Below are 21165 nucleotides of genomic sequence, written 5' to 3' on the forward strand. Positions count from 1 at the left end.
TTATGCCCATTCGTATAGCAATTAATGGTTTTGGACGAATCGGAAAAAATATTGTACGCGCTCTTTATGAACGAGGTCTGACTGACCATATCGAGCTCGTCGCGATTAACGACCTTGGCTCACCCGATGTACTTGCACATCTGCTTCAATTTGACACGGTGCACGGTCGATTTGCTGCGCAAGTGCAAGCTGGCATCGATAGCTTGTCGATAGATAACCATACTGTCAGTGTTTACGCTGAGCGTGATCCGAGCCAGCTACCCTGGCAGGCACTAAACATTGATGTTGTACTAGAATGTACAGGCTTATTCACGGAACGCGATAAAGCCAAAGCACACATTGATGCTGGCGCAAAAAAAGTAATTATCTCTGCACCAGGCAAAAACGTTGATGCGACCGTCGTGTTCGGTGTTAATGATGAAATACTAACAGCAGACATGGATATTATTTCGAACGCCTCCTGCACAACTAACTGTTTGGCACCGGTGGCGAAAATACTGCACGAATCCCTGGGTATTGAGTCCGGTTTGATGACCACCGTGCATGCATACACTAACGATCAGCGCTTAACTGACTCCTATCACAGCGACTTACAACGTGCCCGAGCAGCTGCACAAAACATGATTCCCTCAAAAACAGGCGCAGCTGCCGCGGTTGGACTCGTTATTCCCGAGTTACAGGGTCGTTTTGATGGTTTGGCTGTGCGTGTCCCGACCCCGAATGTGTCTTTAGTGGACCTCAACTTTATCGCAGCACGTGATACAACCGTAGAAGAGGTGAACGCTATCGTTAAAGCCGCTACAAACCAAGCGCCTATGAGCCAGGTCTTGGCGATCAACGAGTTACCTTTGGTCTCCTCTGACTACAATCATAATGATCATTCGAGTATTTTTGATGCGCGCCAAACTCGGGTCAATGGACGGTTAGTTAAAGTGATGGCGTGGTACGACAATGAGTGGGGCTTTAGTAATCGTATGCTTGATAATACAATAGCTCTGATGAATGCGGCGTCCAAAAAGGTTGTCACAAATTCTAAACAAGAAGTTAATACCACACATTGACGTTGTTAATTTTTTGTTCTAATTTGTGAAAGCGCTTACATTTTCTACGCAGCCGTACAACAAGAACGATGAATCAGGAATTCAATTATGAACCCGATAACAACAAAATTACGCCCTATTGCCGCAGCGCTCGTAGCGCTCGGCTTAGTGGGGTGTGGTGGCGACAGTGTCGAAACCAACACTGACTACACCCAAATTGATACTACTGCTCCCGTTGAGGACTGGGAACTTGTTTGGAGTGACGAGTTCGACGGTAACAGTATTGACGAACGTAAATGGAACTTTGAAGTCAACTGCCAAGGTGGCGGCAATAATGAGCAACAATGCTACACCGACAGTCCTGACAATGCGTATGTTTCCGACGATACTTTGAAAATAGTTGCCCTACCCGCTGGAGAAGGTGCTGAGAAACCATATACATCAGCACGTTTAAACAGCAAAATGAAAGGTGACTTCAAGTACGGCCGTATCGAAGTACGTGCAAAAATGCCGTCCGGGCAAGGTAGTTGGCCCGCAGTCTGGATGATGCCAACCGATTCAGTCTATGGTACTTGGCCGAAATCTGGCGAAATCGATATTGTCGAAGCCGTTAACCTCAAAACGACCGACGAAGAAGGTAACGTTGAGAACAATGTCCACGGTACCCTTCATTATGGTAGCGAATGGCCTGATAACGATTCTTCGGGCAAGTCATACGCGGTAGAAGGTAATCCAGCAGATGCTTTCCACACCTATGCTATCGAATGGCAAGAAGGCGAAATTCGTTGGTACGTAGACGATTATCTGTATGCAACTCAAATGGAATCCACGGTTCGCTATAACAGCAAAGGTGAAGCCATTGGTTTGAATCATCAAGGTTGGTATACCGAGTTTTATAATCAGAGTACAGGTGAGCTGGAAGTTGCCTATGGTCCTGAGCCATTTGACCAACGTTTTTACCTCATCATGAATCTTGCAGTCGGCGGAGACTGGCCAGAAAATACGAATAACACGGGCATAGATGAAAGCGCTTTCGCAGAAGGTCAAACGTTAGAAATCGACTATATTCGCGTATTCCAATGCTCACAAAACCCGGATACGGGTAAAGGTTGTGAAACCGTTCGTGCGGGTTATAAAGACGAAGAAACCCTTGTCACAGGTAAAGCCCCTATTCCAGTACCTCCAAGTACAACTATCCCCGACACGTTAACCATTTTTGACGGCACGCCTAATCCAGCGTGGCCTGCATGGGATTGCTGTGGTGGTTCAACCCCCGAGTTGATCAGTGATGCCGACAAAGGTGATGTTTACAAGTTTGTGGTCAACGAAACACCGACTGTAAATGGCTTTGTAAGTCGCGAAGCATTTATTGAAGACGAAACCGTTTCGCCACAACCTTACGATGCTTCACAAATCATCGATTCAGGCTATTTCACCTTTGACTTAAAAGTGGTAACGCCACCCAGTAACGGCGGCGCAGAATGGCTGTTCAAAGTTGAAAACAACGACGGTCAATACGCAGGACAACTGCCGCTAACTGCGAGCGAAGAAGGTGTCGCTCCAACAGTCGGCGAATGGCAAACTTATACCTTCCCAATTAAAGCATTGGTCGACGCCGGCTTAAAAGAAGCCTCAGCAATCGATGTGTTAATGATCTTCCCGACATGGGATATGGGTAATGGTGCTGAATACCTTGTTACTAACGCCGAGATCGTATCACCAGAAGCGGCATCGCCTGAACTGGTTTTATTCGGTGACAGCGAAAACCCTGACTGGCCCATGTGGGACTGTTGTGGCGGTACGACGCCCATTGTTGTTACTGATGAAGAACGTGGCAATGTCGCGGAGTTTTCTGTTGGCGCGGAACCCGCAGTATTGGGCTTTAAGCCACCGGAAGATTCAGGTATCAAGTTTGATGCGAGCGCCCTAATGGTCGAAGGTGTGGTTCAGTTCGATTTAAAAGTCGTCGAGTCACCCTCTAATCCTGACGCTGTTTGGAAATTCAAGATTGAATCCAACAACGCGAAATCAGCGCTTGAACTTGACCTCACTGAGGGTAGCGGTGGCGCAGAGCCGGTCGTGGGTGAATGGCAAACCTATACCTTTAGTTTGCAAGAAATCGCCAATCAAGGTTTTGACCTCTCTGCCATTGACGTTGTCATGATGTACCCTGCTTGGGACACCGGTGAAGGCGCTGTCTATCGTGTTGATGAGGCACGCATTTATAATCCTAGTGCTGGGCAAGAAGGTTTGGCGATATTCGAAGAGTCCTTGAACGAAGACTGGAACCTGTTTGATTGCTGTGCCGGTTCCAAACCTGGCGTCGTCGATAGTGGCGATGATCATGGACAAGTCACTGAGTTCGTCATTCAAAGTACCCCTGATACGGTACTTGGTTTCCAAGCGAAGGACGAGGTTTCTTTTGACGCTTCAGCGATGTTAGCTAACGGTGCAATCAGTTTTGATATTCGGGTTATGAGTCAGCCGGAAGGTGCTGACGCACAGTGGTTATTTAAAGTTGAATCGAGCGATAGCAAAATATTCGTGGAAGTGCCTCTGGCCAGCGGTAACTACGGCGAAGAGCCAGTAGCAGGTGAATGGGCGACATATAACTTTACCCTGCAATCACTGTTTGACGCAGGTTTAGATATTAGCGATATCAAAACCATTATGATTTTCCCGACCTGGGGTCAGTCGCTCGGTGCTGAGTATCAAGTCGATAACTTAGTCATCGATAACTTCTAAGCAGTACGACAAACAGAAATGGATAGAACAATGAAAAAACCAATGACGTTTAGCATAAGTCCTGTTGCGACGGCAGTGTCTCTCGTACTGACCGCGGGTCTGGCGTTTCCTGTATATGCGCAAGATCAAGGACAAGATAACGAAGAAAAAGCCAAAGATGAATCCATTGAAGTCATTAATGTCAGTGGTATTCGCGGTAGCTTAGCACGCTCAACTGACTTTAAACGCCAGTCAAGCGGTGTTGTCGACGCGATTTCTGCTGAGGAAATGGGTAAATTCCCAGATACCAACTTGGCAGAATCACTGCAGCGTATTACCGGTGTCTCGGTGAGTCGCAATGATGGCGAAGGTAGCCAAATAACCGTACGTGGTTTTGGCCCAGAGTTTAACTTGATCACCCTCAATGGCCGGCAAATGCCAGGCACTGGCTTTAGTCGTTCTTACAATATGGAAGCCCTTTCGTCTGAGGGAGTTACAGCACTTGAAGTGTATAAAACTGCACGGGCTGATACACCCAGTGGTGGTTTAGGAGCAACGGTAAATATTGTTACTACTCGCCCATTCCAGCACTCAGGACAAAAGTTCGTAATCATGGGCAAAGCCCTGCACGATAGCTCAGTCGAAAAAGGCGATAGCGTGACGCCAGAACTGGCTGCGGTGTACAGTAATACGTTTGCCGATGATACGTTCGGTATCGCTTTCTCGGTTTCCCAGCAACGCCGTGACTTCCGCCAACAGTACGCCAATATACAAGGTTGGCAGGCGAATGTCGGTTTACCTGACCTTGACGAAGGGGACTATGTTGATCCTCGCCCCATCGGCGAGGATGGTGAGCGTATCGGCAACCACTTCTTTCCTAAAGATATGAACTATGGCTTTACCGACGTTCAAAACGAACGTACTAACGGTCAAGTGACGCTACAGTTTGCACCGACCGATACCATGGTACTGACTGCCGACTACACCGGTTCACGCCGAACGTCGGGTCGCGTCGGCTTTGGCTGGGGTATATGGAACGAATTTGGTGGTAACATCAATTCCTATATCTTAGATGAGAACGGTACAGCGGTTTATGCCGATATCGCAGGTAATGATGCCTCATTTACCGCAAACTGGGATACCACTGAAATCGAGGCGGATTCCGTCGGTTTAAACCTGACATGGGACATCACGCCCGACTTTAGACTTTGGGTCGATGCCCATGACTCAAGCAACAGCATCGACAACGGTGCAGATCCCGGTCTCGGTTCAAATGGTCAAATCATTATGGGTTCTGACCAGTTGCAAACCAAATTCTACGATTATCGCAACGGCGAAATTCCGCAAGCGAGCGTACTTTGGAACAATGGGACTTCGGTGCTAGCACCCAACGAAATTGGCTCTAACTTTGGTCAATTCATCCACTCTCCAGGCGAATCCAACGTAAAACAGTATCAGATTGAAGGTACTTGGTATAATTCGGTGTTGGATATTCCTCTGGTCTCTGTGAAAGCGGGTATTTCACGCACCGACCAAGATATGAGCGGTTACGAAGCTTGGAGTGGTTTACGCGGTGGGCCCGGCTTCAGTCCTAGTTTCGCCGAAATATTCCCAGACGGTATGTTCGAATACCATGACACCAGTGGTTTCCTAGACGAATTTGAAGGTGGCGGTTCTGACCTCGCGCAAAACTATTATTACACCTACGATTACAACGAAGCGCTTGCGCGTCATGTGGCCTATTTGACCGAAGATCTCATGGGTGCTGATGAGTTTGTAGCCGATGCCTACTATGACGGTATTGATAGCCAAAGCTACGTACGTGAGAAAACAGATGCTATCTTCTTGCAAACATCATGGGAATTCTCGCTCGGTGCGTTTCCAACGGAGCTCAATGTCGGTGTTCGTTATGAAACAACGGATGTTACCAGTACAGTGCGTCAACGAGTAGAACAGCAAGTCAACTGGGTCAGTGCTTCAGAGTGGATCATGCAATATGAAGAAGGTGATGCGACTTTCTTGACGCAAACCGGTGAACACGACGTGTTCTTGCCAATGCTCGATTTGAAGGTCAACTTTACTGATCAATTGATTGGTCGCTTCTCAACAGGCAAAACCATCTCTCGTGCACCATTAGGCGCATTAGCCGGTGGTCGCAGTTTATCAGCAAGTCCAAAACCGGGTGCTCGCACAGGTAGCTCAGGTAACCCTAACCTGTTGCCATTTGAGTCAACCAACCTCGACTTAGCCATTGAATATTATTATGGCGAAGGTAGCTATGCATCGGTTGGTTACTTTAAGAAGGATGTTGATAACTTTGTTCAAACCACCATCACCGAAACGACGGTAGAAGGTTTGCGTGACATCTTTGAAGGGCCTCGCTATCAGCAAGCTGTCGCTGATGTTGAAGCGCGCGGTGAGCAAGCCACCAGCACGGCGATTTTTGAGCAAATGATAGCCAACGGTTACGGCAATGCGGATGGTGCTATTGAGCCGAACGCAGACGACCCGTTAATTGTGTGGAGTATTAGCCGTCCAAGCAATACCGATAGTAAGAGCGTCGACGGTTTCGAAATTGCGGCGCAACACCTCTTTGGACGCTCTGGATTTGGTTTAGCTGCTAACGCAACGTTCGTCGATGGCGATGTGCGTTTTGACGTAACCAGCCTTGAGCAGCAAGCACCGCTTACAGGCTTAAGTGACTCAGCTAACTTCCAAGCATTCTACGAGAAAGATGGTTGGTCTATCCGCGCTACATACGCGTGGCGTGATAGCTACCTGATTGGTGTTGGTCAGGCACAGGGCTCTTCTGATGCGCCACCACAATTCGCTAAGTCTTATGGACAGTGGGACTTAAGTGTTAACTATGACGTGACTGAAAAGCTAACGGTATTCTTTGAAGGTATTAACCTCAACAACGAAACCGAAGAAGGTTACGGACGCTACGAAGAGCAGTTCTTATTCGCACGTCAATACGGTCCGCGTTACGCAGTCGGTGCACGTTACACCTTCTAAGCTTGCGTAACTCAGTTGCTTGTTGTCTTCCCTGGACCAACAAGCAACACCCATTAAAAAGGCCAGCTAAGTTATTAGCTGGCCTTTGCTTTTGCCCTATCACCGATTAATGAGCGAACTAATTAACGTCTTCCGACAAACATAGCACTTCATCGTTTATGGCTTTGGTGACTTGCAAGCGCGCATCGCGAATACTGACATGGCTGTCTGCAGAGCTTCCCAGACGCAGTACTTCACCCGTACTCGCCGTGTCTACGCCGGCTTGTTCCAAGCATTGAACCGAGAAATTTAACGTGGTCCATTGTTGCGCTGAGTCTTCATTTAGATACGCTTCAATGTTCTGACTAAACTCACAGGCATCAGGTCCACAGTTCAGTGACAATGTCAGCGGCTTATCTGGACTCGCTTTAACCGTCACACTCAACACGCCATCCTCGACACTATACGCCCGCAAATCGCGTGGGAAAGGACTTACAAAACTAAAGTAGTTTGCACCCTCGCCTTCAAACATAAAGCGTCGGGCATCCTCTTGAACTTGATCATCAAACGTTTCAGTTTTTACGCCGTTCAGTGACTGGATACTGCTTGTCACTTCAATACGCTTTGCGCTATTGCCTATCATCAAGCGCCAAGGCGCTTGTGGCGAGCGCTCAAAGATCGCCATTTCTAACGGTTGGTCGCCAGTCGCAAAGTCGGTGTTTAACGGATCAAGGGTTACATTATCGTCAAAACTCAAACCATAGCCGAGTTTAAACAGTGGATCGTAATTTGCCTCATCACCGTTTAAGCGTCCCTGAGTTGGCGTCTTAGGCCAAGAAAAAGGCAGTTGACCAGAGATTGGGAAACGTGTCTGTCCTTCGGCATCTGTCACAAGTACATCCGCGACGCCTGCGCCCTCGCTACCAGGTAACCACGCCGCTACAAAGGCATCAGAAGCATTGAGCTCCGGGTTCACATACATGGGTCGACCACTGATAAACACCGAAACAACAGGGATACCCTTCTCTTTAAGACGTTTTAACAGTTCAAGATCAACCGCATTACCGCGTTGATAATCTACATTGTCAATATCACCATTACCTTCGGCGTAAGGTGTTTCACCATAAACGACCACTGCAACATCAGGTTTTTCTTGATACTCACCATTAACAGCAAGCTCAGTTTCGCCGCCTGCTTGTTTTACAGCATCAGCGATGCCATCGTAGATTGACGTGCCACCTGGGAAGTCTTCATTGGTATTACCCGTACCCTGCCAGCTTATCGTCCAGCCACCGGACTGTTGACCAATATTATCGGCTGCCGGTCCAGCAACCAACACACGTTGGTTCGGCTTTATCGGTAACACGTTGTTGTTGTTCTTCAGTAACACCAAAGACTCTCGCACGGCTTGACGAGCAATTGCGCGGTGTTCTTCAGCACCAATGAGTTCGGTTTTACCCGACAATGGACGGTTAGCGGGTGACGGCTTATCAAATAGCCCAGCACGCATTTTTACACGCAAAATTCGGCGCACTGCGTCATCAATACGAGATTCTGCAATAGTGCCATCTTTTACCTGTGCTATGAGGTTTTCGTATAGCGGTTTCCAAGCTTGGGTTGGCACCATATAGACATCAAGCCCTGCATTTGCTGCTTGCGGGCAATTATCATTGGTGCAGCCTTCAATTTGTCCATGACCGTTCCAGTCACCCACGACAAAACCATCAAAGCCCATTTTTTCTTTTAAGACATCAGTCAGCAGGTATTTACTACCGTGAATCTTATCACCATTCCACCGATTGAAGCTTGCCATCACCGTTTGTGCGCCAGCCTCGAGGCCTCCCACATAGCCTTGAGCATGGATATCAAATAAGGTTTGCTCATCGACTTCTGTATTACCTTGGTCGATACCGTCGGTCGTACCACCATCACCAATAAAGTGCTTTACCGTGCTAATGACATTCTTTTCTGAAAGAAAGTCGCCATCCACATGGCCTTGCAATCCGCGCACAATTGAGGCTGCATAATCGCGCACTACCGCGGGATCCTCAGAGTAGCTCTCGTAGGTGCGCCCCCAGCGCACATCGCGTGCCACTGCAACAGTCGGCGCAAACACCCAGTCTATCCCGGTGACCATCACTTCGGTCGCCGTTACTTCAGCGATAGCTTCGATAAGCGCCGGGTTGCGTGCGGCTCCTAAACCAATATTATGAGGGAAGATGGTTGCGCCCAATACATTATTATGACCGTGCACCGCATCAGTACCCCACATCGTAGGAATATCAATACCATCGACACTATCATCAACAGAAGCTTGATACATTGACTCTGCAAGAGCAACCCAATCCTGCGGTGTGGCATATTTATCGTTATTTGGGAAAGCTCCACCACCGTTTAGGTAGCTACCAAAACCGTAACGACGCATGTCTTCGACAGTAATGTCACGAATTTCAGGCTGGATCATCTGCGCCACTTTTTGCTCGAGCGTCATCTCGGCGAGTAATGCATCAATACGTTGTTCCATTGCTGGCTTTTGAGCAACAGGAATATCCAACTGTGGCCAAACTGAGTCCTCACTCGTAGGTGCTGCTGTGTCTGCCGTACAGGCCGAAAGAATGGCTGCGGGTAACGCAGCCAATAGCCATTTTTTTTGTCTCATTATTCTGCCACCTCAGCTGTTTGCTTTGCTTTTTTAAAGGCACGGGGTACATAGCCAGCGAAACCGTAGTATGCGATGTAGGCATAACACATAAGGGGCACAATAAAGGCTGTTTGCACGCCTACCGCATCAGCCAACGCTCCTTGACATAGTGGCAACACCGCGCCACCGACAATAGCTAAACACAAAATGCCAGAGCCTTGACCCGTGCTTTCTTTCAAGCCTTGTAATGCAAGACTGAAAATCGTTGGGAACATAATTGAGTTGCACAATCCAACAAATAGAATCGACCACATTGCGATGGCACCTGAACTCAAGATGGTAGTAAGAACAAGCAATATCGCACATGTTGCGTTAAACAATAGCACTCGATTGCCAGCAAAACGCTGCATGACGGCGGCTCCGATGAAACGTCCAACCATAGCACCGCCAAAATACCAAGATATATAATGAGAGGCTTGCGATGTCGTCATTCCGCCAATGTGGTCTTGTGACAAGTAAATCGCTAGAAAGCTGCCAATACCGACTTCTGCGCCGACATAGACAAAAATCCCCAGCGCTCCTAATACCAAGTGCTTTTGACCCCATGCACCGCCTCCAGTTGGAAGTGGTGCCGCTTGGTCGACTTTGCCCATCGCGGGGAGCTTCAACCGAACGAAAACCAACGCCATAACGACGAGTGTTGCCGCTAAGATAAAGTAAGGTAACGAAACGGTATCCTTTGACACACCGGATACCTCGGGATCGGCTACACCACCAAAAATAAGCCAAGTGCCAAAGAACGGCGCTACCGTTGTGCCCAAAGAGTTAAAGGCTTGTGTCATCGTTAGGCGGCTGGATGAGGTCTTTTCTGGACCTAACCGTGTGACATAGGGATTCGCTGCGACTTGTAGAATCGTAACCCCGGAAGCCAAAATAAATAAGGCACCTAAAAATAAACCGTAAATTTCTAGCTGTGCGGCGGGATAAAACAGCACACAACCTGCCCCCGCGGTTAGTAGACCAACGATAATCCCAGACTTATATCCGATTCGACCCACCATCAACCCTGCCGGTACTGAAATGATGAAGTAAGCACCAAAAAAACAGAATTGGATCAACATAGACTGCGCGTAATTTAAATCGAATAACAAACGCAAATATGGAATAAGAATGTCATTGAGGCAGGTAATAAAGCCCCAGATAAAAAATAGTGATGTGAGCGCAGTCAGAGCAAACCGATAGTTGGTCGGTTGTTCACTCCCGTGTAACGCTGAGGTTTGTGGAGTTGTCATAATTCCCTCTTGCTTTATTTTTTGACGATAGCCATCAGACCATCTAATATTATGTAAGCGCTTTCATGTATAGCATAATTTAATTCAAAGGCAATTAAAACCTGCCTGGCGAGCGAACTCTTATGAAAAAAATAACGCTACCTTATCAGTCACGACTAAACCATCCGAGTTTCACGTTTGGTGTTGCTACATCATCATTTCAAATTGAGGGCGATATTGCTGGCCGCGAACCCTGTATCTGGGACAGCTTTTGTGAGCAACCGAACACGATAAAAGATGGCAGTAACGGCAACGTGGCTTGCGATCACATTCACCGTTGGCAAGAAGATGTTGAACTAATTAGCGAGCTGGGCGTTGATGCATATCGCTTTTCCATCGCTTGGGGGCGTGTAATCAAAGCCAATGGTGAAATTAATCGAAGCGGTTTAAACTTTTATATCAAGCTCGTTGAGGCACTCGCGGAGCGCGGAATCCAATCTCACATTACGCTATACCACTGGGATCTACCTCAGTATTTGGAGGATCAAGGAGGATGGTTAAATCGCGCAACTGCCTATCGTTTCGCTGATTACGCGCGTGTGATAGCCGATGCACTCGGTCACCAAGTATCAAGTATTGCAACACTGAATGAGCCTTTCTGTAGTGCATATTTAGGTTATGAGGCAGGTATTCATGCTCCAGGCCCTCAAGCAGGTGATGCTTCACGTCGCAAACAAGGACGTCAAGCTGCTCACCATTTGCTTTTAGCACATGGTTTAGCATTACAAGCCCTGCGCGACAGCTTCGCTGATGGTAAAGCGCCGGCGTTAGGCGTGGTACTTAATTTTAGCCCGTGTCATCCGCTGACTTCGCAGCAAGCCGATCGCGACGCTGCTGAATTTGCTCATCAGTACCACAATTTATGGTATCTACAACCAATGCTTAGCGGTACTTATCCCGATGTTATTGAGCAATTGGCTGTTACGGATCGTCCGCAAATAAATGCCGGCGATATGGCGATCATCAATCAGCCACTCGACTTTCTCGGTGTAAACTACTATACCCGAACCGTATTTAAGGCCAACCAACAACATGGTTTCAGTGATGTGCCGGCATCGGGCGACGGGTTAACCACCATGGGTTGGGAAGTTTATGCGAAGGGGCTGACTGAAATTTTGCTCACACTGGATCGCCAATATGACAACCTACCACCGATTTACATTACCGAGAACGGTATTGCGACCGCCGACAGCTGTAATAAAGGTGAAGTTGACGATGTGATGCGTATCGATTATTTTCAAAGCCATTTATTGGCGGTTCACGACGCAATTAATCACGGTGTGGATATCAGGGGCTATTTTGCCTGGAGCCTGATGGACAACTTTGAGTGGGCAGAGGGCTATACACAACGCTTTGGGATTATCTATGTCGACTACAATACACAACAGCGCACATTTAAAAACAGTGCAAAAGCTTTACAGAAACTCTTCTTAGCTAGACAATCACAGCATCACGCTGTGGAGGATATATGCTAAGTCGCACCGAAAAAATAGCCTACGGCTTAGGTGACACAGCCAGTAACATCATTTTCCAAACGGTTATGTTGTTTCTGGCTTTTTTTTATACAGACATTTTTGGTATCTCAGCCGCCGCTGTGGGCAGTATGTTCCTCGTTGTGCGACTTATCGATGCCGTCACCGACCCACTCATGGGTTTACTTACCGACAAGACACGCTCGCATCACGGTCAGTTCCGCCCTTACCTAGTATGGATGGCAGTACCCTTTGCAGTTTTCAGCGTATTGGCGTTTACTACTCCCGAAGTAGACGGTTTCGGTAAACTTATTTATGCATACATTACGTACACGTTACTCATGTTGGCCTACACGGCGATCAATATTCCTTATTCCGCACTTGGTGGCGTATTAACGGAAGATCCATCGGAACGTGTATCAATTCAATCGTATCGCTTTGTACTTGGCATGTTAGGTGGCTTATTAGTCACCACTTGTACGTTGCCTCTGGTCGATTGGTTCGGCGATGGTAGTCCAGTCATTGGCTATCAACTCACTATCGTCACGTTGAGCATATTCGGAATGATACTTTTTGTTGTATGCTTTTTGGGTACAAAAGAACGTCTCAGACCACCAAAGCAACAACATCTTTCGTTTCGACAGGCGCTTCGGACCTTATGGCAGAATGAACAATGGCGCCGACTATCCGTTGCAGCAGCGCTTGTACTGACAGGTATCGCTTTAAAAAATACACTCGCTGTTTACTATGTTAAGTATTACCTTGTGCGCGATGATCTAGTGACCGCCTTTGTAAGCACTGGTATGGTCGGTAATATCATGGGTTGCGCATTAGCCCAGTATGTGTGTCGATATATGGATAAAGTCAATGCCTACATTAGTATTCAGATACTCGCTGCTATTGTTTGTATTGCTGCCTTCTGGGTGAGTCCCGAACAGTTGGTTGCCGCTTTTGTCATGTATTTTTTATGGGGCTTATTCCTGCAAATGGGTACGCCTATGTTATGGGCAAAAATAGCAGATGTTGCAGATTACGGATATTGGAAGACCGGCGTAAGAGCCACAGGTTTGGTGTATTCATCGGTCGTCTTTTTTATTAAGTTTGGTCTTGCACTAGGTGGCGCCATTAGTGGTTGGTGGTTAGCTTTTTACGGCTATACCCCCAATCAAATTCAAAGTGAAGAGGCACAACATGGCATTCAACTCGCCTTTACCATTTTGCCTGCCTTGGCTTCGTTGCTGGTGGCAGCGGTCATGCTACGCTACACCTTGAAGCAAAAACGCGTACAACAAATTTCAGAAGCCTTGGAGCAATACTCATAATATGGCGACCATTTACGAAGTATCTAAACTGGCGGGTGTTTCTTTAGCAACCGTATCACGCGTGATTAATAATAATACGCCGGTGCGTGAAGCAACTCGAGTCAAAGTACTTGAAGCCATGGATAAACTAGGCTATCACCCCAACTCCATTGCTCAGTCCTTGGCTTCGAGCCGCTCCAATTCCATTGGTATTGTGGTTTCAGAACTCAACGGTCCATTTTTTGGAACTTTGTTGAGTGATATTGAGGCCGCTTTCAGACGTGCAGGAAAGCATGTCATTATCGCTGCGGGTCACAGCGATGAACGTTTGGAAAAAGAAAGTATTGCCTTTCTAAAAAGTCGCAACTGCGACGCACTTATTTTACACGTTGAAGCGGTCTCAGATGATTACTTACGCCAGCTTAATGAGGGCGGCACGCCATTTGTAATTCTCAACCGATTTGTCGAAAGCATGTCCGATCGCTGTGTCACTTTGAACAATCAGCACGGCGGTTACCTCGCCACTCAGCATTTGCTTCGCAACGGGCACCGTAAAATTGGTTACATATCGGGTCCTATGTGGAAAAACGATGCGGAGCAGCGCTATCTTGGTCACCTGCGCGCCCTCGCCGAGTACGGTATTGAATCCAAAAGTAGCTTATTTTACGAAGGCGACTTTCATGAACTCGGTGGCGTTAAAGGCGTTGCTGCACTACTACATGCTGATGCTGACATCACCGCTATCGTTTGTGCGAACGACGAAATGGCGGCAGGCGCTGTCACAACGGCACGCGAACAGGGCCTGCGACTGCCCGAGGATTTATCAATTATCGGGTTTGATAATGTGAATTTTTCACATTATATGTACCCTAAATTGACCACCATTGATTATCCCATTGGCGGCATGGGCGTCATGGCGGCGCGCTGGGTACTAAAACACATTTATCAACAAAAACTCGATAATATCCAGACCGTGTTTGAGCCTCGGGTGATCGAACGCGATTCAGTTCACAGTATTTAAACGCATAAAAAAAGCTCGTGCTTCACGCACGAGCTTTTTTACGCCTGAGCGGTTAAAGCAGACTAAGCTGCTTTAACATCAAACCGATCAGCATCCATTACCTTAACCCAAGCTTCGATGAAGTCTTTTACAAACTTCTCTTGGTTATCATCTTGCGCATACAGCTCAGAATAAGCACGCAAAATTGAGTTTGAACCAAATACCAAATCGATACGATTGGCTGTCCACTTGACCGTATCAGTCGCTCGATCACGGACTTCATAATGATCACCCGCTTTCTTCCAGACATTTTCCATATCAGTCAAGTTGACAAAGAAGTCATTGGTCAATGTGCCCACACGGTCAGTGAAAACGCCATGTTTGGATTCACCATAGTTCGCGCCAAGTACGCGTAGACCACCGACGAGCACTGTCATCTCAGGTGCCGTTAACCCCATCAGTTGAGTACGGTCGAGCATCAACTCCTCTGCTGGAACTTGGTAGTCCTTCTTCAAGTAATTGCGGTACCCGTCGTGTAAGGGCTCAAGTGGTTCAAAGCTCTCAGCGTCGGTCCACTCGTCGGTCGCGTCACCGCGCCCTGGCGTGAACGGGACAGTGAAATCGTATCCTGCTTTGTGCACAGCTTTCTCGACTGCGGCCGTGCCACCTAAAACAATCAAGTCAGCAATACTTACAGGCTTGTCGAGTTCGCTTCGAACACGCTCTAACGTCGCCAACACACGTTGTAATTTCTCGGGCTCATTACCGTGCCAATCCTTTTGTGGAGCAAGACGAATGCGGGCGCCATTAGCACCGCCACGATAGTCTGAGCCACGGAATGTACGTGCACTATCCCATGCCGTAGAAATCAACTCGTAATCGGTTAAACCGCTTTCAAGTAGCTTTTTCTTGAGCTCAGCCACTTCGCTATCAGACAGGCTGTAGTCCACTTTCGGGATTGGATCTTGCCAGATCAAATCCTCTTCAGGTACATCGGCTCCAAGATACCGATCTTTTGGACCTAAATCGCGGTGCGTCAATTTAAACCAAGCACGCGCAAACACTTCGGCAAAATAGTCGGGATTATTGTAAAACTTCTCAGAAATCTTGCGATACTCTGGATCTTTAATCATCGCCATGTCGGCGTCCGTCATGATTGGGTTGTGACGAATCGAAGGATCCTCTACATCAACGGGCTTGTCTTCCTCTTTGATGTCGATAGGTTCCCACTGCCAAGCGCCTGCCGGGCTTTTCTTAAGTTCCCAATCATAGTTGAATAACAAGTAGAAGTAGCCGTTATCCCACTGAGTAGGATGAGTTGTCCAAGCGCCTTCAATACCGCTCGACATTGTGTCACGTCCCATACCCTTGCCAGCGCTGTTGCGCCAGCCTAGGCCTTGCTCTTCCACATCGGCTGCTTCAGGTTCAGGGCCTAAATTCTCTTCTTTTCCGTTACCATGACATTTACCAACCGTGTGACCACCGGCTGTCAAAGCGACCGTTTCCTCATCATTCATAGCCATGCGTTTGAACGTTTCACGCACGTCTTTCGCAGTACGCAACGGATCGGGTTGACCGTCAACACCCTCTGGGTTGACATAGATAAGACCCATTTGCACGGCGGCTAACGGATTCTCGAGTGACTCACGCTCTTGATCGGAGTCATAACGGTTCTTAGTTGCATCCAACCATTCTTTCTCACTACCCCAATAAATATCTTCTTCTGGATGCCAGATATCTTCGCGTCCCCCGGCAAAACCGAACACCTTGAGCCCCATTGACTCATAGGCCATGGTGCCGGCAAGAATAAACAAATCAGCCCAAGACAGTTTGTTGCCGTATTTCTTTTTCACCGGCCACAACAGACGGCGCGCCTTGTCTAAACTTACGTTGTCAGGCCAGCTGTTTAGTGGAGCAAACCTTTGGTTACCTGTACCGCCACCGCCGCGGCCATCAGCTAGACGATAAGAACCTGCTGAGTGCCACGCCATACGAATCATAAAACCGCCATAGTGACCCCAGTCGGCTGGCCACCAAGACTTACTGTCGGTCATCAATTTTTTTACGTCTTCCTTTAACTCTTCCAAGTTTATTTTTTTAAACTCTTCTGCGTAGTTAAAGCCCGCATCCATCGGGTTCGCTTTGGTGTCGTGCTGACGTAAAATCTCGAGCTTAAGTGAATTGGGCCACCAATGGGTGTTCGTTTTGCCTGTGTTTGTCATACTGCCGTGCATGACTGGACATTTACCTGAACTCATATGTCGCTTCCCTCTTTTCGTTGTATTGAGATAACTACGAACCTTTCTACTGATTAGATTTATAGCACTCAGAGGGTAAATAGCCCAAGGTTATTAAAACGGTCACCTTAAAAGATTTTTTCGATTAGAGTTTAAGGGATACTTGATCTTTGTTGATTTATTAAACAAACTAAATGATAACATACGGATTACTTTTACAAGCCCACTCTGCCTTATGAAACGATTTCTACTTTATTTTCTTGTTTTTGTGACCCCACTCGTATCAGCCAGCGATTTTGCTGGTATTTGGCGCGGTGAGCTTGAAGTTGGGCGCGGTGCTTCTATCGTATTAGGGTTTGATATCAATCAAGATACAGACGGTGAGATTAGCGTCTTTATCGACAGTCCCAATCAAGGCATGTACGATTTCCCAGCGTCCTCAGTCACTGTGAATAATAATCAGCTGACCATTAAAGTTGACAAGCTCAAAGCTCAATTTGTCGGTCAAGTTGATGACCAAGTATTGAGCGGTGAATGGCAGCAAGGCCAAGCGACGCCAATTAAACTGACGCGTTTAAACAACCAAGACAAACAACGGCTGCGTTTTGAAGGGGCCTACAAAGGCACGTTAGAGATAAATAGTCGCACAACATTACCCCTACAACTTAACATTGCGGTTGTCGCCGATGGGTACTTAGCGACCCTCGATAGCCCAGCCCAAGAGTCCTTTGGCATTCCAATTAATCAAATTAACATCGGTGACCAACAACTTACTTTTAGCTCTAGCCTGATTGGCGCATCATACACAGGCACCGTGACCAAGGATGAATCATCAGATTGCTATCAAGGACAGTTTTCCCAGGGCGGGCAACTACCTCTTACCTTGTGTCTTGAGCAAACGAAGACCGCTTCGACTCAACAACAGTTAGATCCTGCCGCGTTCAACGTCGATGGCGCGGTGATCACTTATAATAATGACCGCTGGCAAATAAAACGATTTACTCACCAAGTACCTGCGGATGCTCAATTTGAGATTGGTTCAGTGACAAAAACCATGGTGGCGTTTTTACTGGCTAAGGATTTGGCAAATGGAGTATTAGCGAGTGATGCGCAGTTGGGTAACATTTGGGACGAGTTATCAAAACCGGTCAGTGAAATCAGTTTAGTTTCGCTTGCTACCCATTTTTCAGGCTTACCGCGTTTACCTGCCAACCTCGACGTCGACGACGATCTGAATCCGTATGCAGACTATCACCTCAATCAGTTATCGGACGCCCTTCGCAACACCGATTTAGCATCACCCGTAGGTTATCAGTATTCTAACTTTGGCTACTCCGTGCTCGCCGAAACATTGGTTGCTTTTCATCATCAATCGCTCGATACACTGCTCACTGAATCCGTATTTAGACCATTAAACATGAACCATAGTTATCTTGCTCTGGAAAATGAGGAGCATGTTAAAGCGCATATTCACGCGCTTGCTCAAGGACATCGGTTTGATGGTCGTTCAGCACCACACTGGTATTTCGATGCGATGGCGGGTGCTGGCGCGGTGGTATCCACGGTTGATGATATGGTTGCTTATTTGAAGCTGATGATGCAACCGCCCGACTCACAAACAGAAACCGTCGCGACCGTGTTAGCACCGCGCGAATCACTCAGCCAACAAACGCAACAGGCACTGGGTTGGTTAATTCAACGCAACGGCCAACAAGAATGGGCTTGGCACAACGGTCAAACAGCGGGGTTCACCAGTTATGTTGGATTTACATTAGATGGACGTCGCGGCGTCGTGCTACTGAGTAACCAGGCACGCCCAGTTACTCAGTTAGGTCAGCAGCTGCTGCTAGCACCTGCGGACTAATTACTCTAGGTTAAGCGGATCATCCAACGACCGAGAGGGCTCAGTAAACCATTTCGGTCCCTCATCGGTCATATAAAAATGATCTTCTAACCGGACACCAAATTGTTCTGGCTGTATTAACATGGGTTCATTACTAAAACACATACCGCGCGCTAAAGGTGTTTCGTCTCCGCCCACTAGATAAGGCCATTCGTGTAAGTCCATGCCGATACCATGCCCTGTTCGATGAGGCACTCCCGGTAGCTGATAATCCGGTTTAAGGGATAAGCGAGCAAGCTCCTGCCGCACTGCGTCATCCACGCTAGAGCATGGCTCGCCTAGATGCGCCGAGTCAAAAGCGACTTGTTGCAATTGACGCTCATATTGCCAAAACTCACGTTGCTCAGACGTCGCTTCACCAAAAGCGTACGTACGCGTGATATCAGAGTGATAACCATGCAACTTGCAACCTGTATCAATCAACACCCAGTCGTTAGCGTTCAAGTACTGTTCGTGCTGTACGCCGTGCGGATAGCTGGTTGCTTGACCAAATAGGACGATACAGAAAAAAGAGCCCGAAGCACCAACTCGACGATGTGCTTCATCAATGAATGTCCGCACTTCCGTCGCACTCATCCCCTCTTTCAGCATCGATGCTGTCGCGCGATGAACAGCAATCGTCATATCCATGGCAGTTTGAATGAGTGCAAGTTCGGCCTCTGACTTGTGCATTCGACATTCAGCAATAACCGTTTTGGCATCACATAACTGCTGTGCCGGGACGTATTCCTCCAGTCGAGCGACGAAACTGTAGGCCGTTGACTCGTCAATGCCCAGCCTTAATTTAGCGCCGAACGTGTCCTTTAACGTGCTTGCCATCAGCTCAATGGGCGATTCATGCTCCTCCCACAGTAATGGCTCAAGGGGGACCTGCATCGCTTGCTTTAGTGAACCGAGTTCGAAAGCCGGAGCAATAAGCCGCGGTGTACCTTCAACTGGGATAATTGCCCCCACTAACCGTTCGCTCGGGTACCAACGCAACCCTGTAAAGTACTCAAGATTCGTACCCGCATTAAGGTAAATAGCATCGATTCCCTGCGCTTTCATGAGAGTCTGAGCGCGCTCGATACGTTGATTAAACTCGTCAATACCAATTGGTTTAGCTCCCTTTGCCCTATTCACCAATTGGTTTAATGCTTCGTTCTGTGTTTGATAACCAATACCACGCGTCATACTGCACTCCAGCCTTAAGTAATGAAAACTCAAATATTGAACAGCAAGGCTCGCATGGCGTACACCAAAAGGCAAACCATTGCTTTTTGAATGCACACTCAGAAGGGTTTCAATTACTTAAAATAATAGTACAATAGATGCTATATTTATTCGAAAATATAGGGGTATCGTGTGTTCAACTTTGACATACTGAGTCAGTATTTTCTTGCGATTTATTTTACTATTATAGCCGTTCACTACAGTAGTGTTGCGCTTGGCCGAAAAGCAAGAACACAACAAACACAAGTGCACGTAGGCAAGGCTCTGAGCGCATCATGGTGGATAAGACAAACCTTCAATATGTTTCGTTCGGCAATATTAGCCATTTGTATTGCTCGTTTAGTGTGGGATATTGACACCCAGCTTGGCGTGATTGAGGTGATTTATCAGCCCGTAACCGTTTATTCTGGGGTTATTCTGATGCTTTGTTCGTTTTTCTTAGTAAGTTTTAGTCACGCTTACATGCAATCCGAGTGGCGTTCGGGCATTGATGACGATTCGCAACACCCCCTGCTAGTGAGTGGTCCATTTAAACGAACCCGCAACCCTATCTTTAAGGGCGTGTTGCTCGGTCAACTCGGTTTGTTTTTGACCTTCCCTTCACTATTTACACTCGTCTGCCTTATCACGGGCGTTACTATGATTTGTCTCCAAGTTCGTCAGGAAGAAATAGCGCTCGAAAAAAGCCATGGGGACGTCTATATCCAGTACAAGCAAAAGACACCGCGTTGGCTCTAATTCAGTGTTATAAATTGCACTGTTCACAGCGAGCTTGCCCGGTAACCCAGCGTGATATACGGTTACGATGTTTGGCAAATAATAAATAAGCTCGGTCAGCAAACCAACGGATCACGGGCCATCGCAGGGGCGCGATATAAGCGCCCTTCCCAACCGCCTGCCAAGCAGCGTGAGTGACATCAAGACCGTATATTGCGTTCCCATCGGCGTTGATACCATGTAAAAATTGATTGGCGGCATCTGGATCGATGTCGGGGTACCGCGCACTGAAATCCTTCACATTAATATTTTCAAACGCCAGTTTGTTGTTGGTATCTAAACGCTTTAAGTGACGCATTTCCTTCACACATAAAGGGCATCCGCCATCATAAAAAATGAGCACCTTGCCACTGGTCTTTGGTTTACTTTTTGACACAAAACACCTCAAATTAGGTTTCAATTTGTTCCCTTTAAAATACGATTTATTCCAAGTTATCGATTAATGAGTCGAGCCGTTTCTCAGTTAAAGCGTACATCGTTTGCAGCTTTCTACCGATAGCGAACATGATAATTCGAACTAATCTAGTCAACGA

Annotated in this window: 13 protein-coding genes; 8 read left to right on the forward strand and 5 right to left on the reverse strand. The window is 47.4% G+C overall.

Annotated features, from left to right (window positions below; genetic code table 11):
• Positions 1 to 2 precede the first annotated feature (2 nt).
• The 3 genes from gap to ABNS04_RS06710 all read left to right on the forward strand — a co-directional run bounded on the left by gap (position 3) and on the right by ABNS04_RS06710 (position 6779).
• Positions 3 to 1061 (forward strand): type I glyceraldehyde-3-phosphate dehydrogenase, encoded by a 1059-nt coding sequence (gene gap, locus ABNS04_RS06700; protein WP_272977497.1) that lies wholly within the window; start codon positions 3 to 5, stop codon positions 1059 to 1061.
• An 87-nt stretch (positions 1062 to 1148) separates the two neighbouring features.
• Positions 1149 to 3785: a glycoside hydrolase family 16 protein gene (locus ABNS04_RS06705; RefSeq protein ID WP_272977496.1), complete on the forward strand. Its 2637-nt coding sequence runs from the start codon at positions 1149 to 1151 to the stop codon at positions 3783 to 3785.
• 30 nt (positions 3786 to 3815) lie between these two features.
• Positions 3816 to 6779 carry a TonB-dependent receptor gene (locus ABNS04_RS06710; protein WP_272977495.1) on the forward strand — a complete coding sequence of 988 codons (2964 nt, stop codon included), beginning with the start codon at positions 3816 to 3818 and terminating at the stop codon, positions 6777 to 6779.
• A 118-nt stretch (positions 6780 to 6897) separates the two neighbouring features.
• Here ABNS04_RS06710 and ABNS04_RS06715 read toward each other — a convergent pair whose 3' ends face one another.
• A complete protein-coding gene (locus tag ABNS04_RS06715; RefSeq protein WP_272977494.1) occupies positions 6898 to 9417 on the reverse strand; it encodes an exo 1,3/1,4-beta-D-glucan glucohydrolase in 2520 nt (839 codons plus the stop codon).
• Positions 9417 to 10691 carry a sugar MFS transporter gene (locus ABNS04_RS06720; protein WP_272977493.1) on the reverse strand — a complete coding sequence of 425 codons (1275 nt, stop codon included), beginning with the start codon at positions 10689 to 10691 and terminating at the stop codon, positions 9417 to 9419. The genes ABNS04_RS06715 and ABNS04_RS06720 overlap by 1 nt, the downstream gene beginning before the upstream one ends.
• A gap of 122 nt (positions 10692 to 10813) precedes the next feature.
• Here ABNS04_RS06720 and ABNS04_RS06725 point away from each other — a divergent pair, with 122 nt between their 5' ends.
• The 3 genes from ABNS04_RS06725 to ABNS04_RS06735 are packed head-to-tail and all read left to right on the forward strand — an operon-like array spanning position 10814 to position 14524.
• Entirely contained in the window at positions 10814 to 12205 is a 1392-nt protein-coding gene (locus tag ABNS04_RS06725) for a GH1 family beta-glucosidase (protein ID WP_272977492.1), read from the forward strand.
• On the forward strand, positions 12199 to 13524 hold the full coding sequence (locus ABNS04_RS06730) for an MFS transporter (protein ID WP_006955423.1): 1326 nt from the start codon (positions 12199 to 12201) through the stop codon (positions 13522 to 13524). The genes ABNS04_RS06725 and ABNS04_RS06730 overlap by 7 nt, the downstream gene beginning before the upstream one ends.
• Before the next feature lies 1 nt (position 13525).
• Positions 13526 to 14524, forward strand: a complete 999-nt coding sequence (locus ABNS04_RS06735) for a LacI family DNA-binding transcriptional regulator (RefSeq protein WP_272977491.1) — start codon at positions 13526 to 13528, stop codon at positions 14522 to 14524.
• Positions 14525 to 14586: 62 nt separating this feature from the next.
• Here the strand turns inward: ABNS04_RS06735 and katG are convergent, their stop codons facing one another.
• Positions 14587 to 16761: a catalase/peroxidase HPI gene (katG, locus tag ABNS04_RS06740; protein WP_348671256.1), complete on the reverse strand. Its 2175-nt coding sequence runs from the start codon at positions 16759 to 16761 to the stop codon at positions 14587 to 14589.
• A 214-nt stretch (positions 16762 to 16975) separates the two neighbouring features.
• On the opposite strand from katG, the gene ABNS04_RS06745 reads away from it, so the two are divergent.
• Positions 16976 to 18604: a serine hydrolase domain-containing protein gene (locus ABNS04_RS06745; RefSeq protein ID WP_272977488.1), complete on the forward strand. Its 1629-nt coding sequence runs from the start codon at positions 16976 to 16978 to the stop codon at positions 18602 to 18604.
• Here ABNS04_RS06745 and ABNS04_RS06750 read toward each other — a convergent pair whose 3' ends face one another.
• On the reverse strand, positions 18605 to 19816 hold the full coding sequence (locus ABNS04_RS06750; RefSeq protein ID WP_272977487.1) for a Xaa-Pro peptidase family protein: 1212 nt from the start codon (positions 19814 to 19816) through the stop codon (positions 18605 to 18607).
• Between the two features lie 171 nt (positions 19817 to 19987).
• On the opposite strand from ABNS04_RS06750, the gene ABNS04_RS06755 reads away from it, so the two are divergent.
• Positions 19988 to 20593: a methyltransferase gene (locus ABNS04_RS06755; protein ID WP_006955428.1), complete on the forward strand. Its 606-nt coding sequence runs from the start codon at positions 19988 to 19990 to the stop codon at positions 20591 to 20593.
• 7 nt (positions 20594 to 20600) lie between these two features.
• Here the strand turns inward: ABNS04_RS06755 and ABNS04_RS06760 are convergent, their stop codons facing one another.
• Positions 20601 to 21008, reverse strand: coding sequence for a DUF393 domain-containing protein (locus ABNS04_RS06760; RefSeq protein WP_272977486.1), 408 nt, complete (start codon positions 21006 to 21008; stop codon positions 20601 to 20603).
• Positions 21009 to 21165: the final 157 nt, after the last annotated feature.

Origin of the sequence: uncultured Idiomarina sp., from assembly GCF_964010655.1 — a bacterium.
GTDB classification, from domain to species: Bacteria; Pseudomonadota; Gammaproteobacteria; order Enterobacterales; family Alteromonadaceae; genus Idiomarina; species Idiomarina baltica.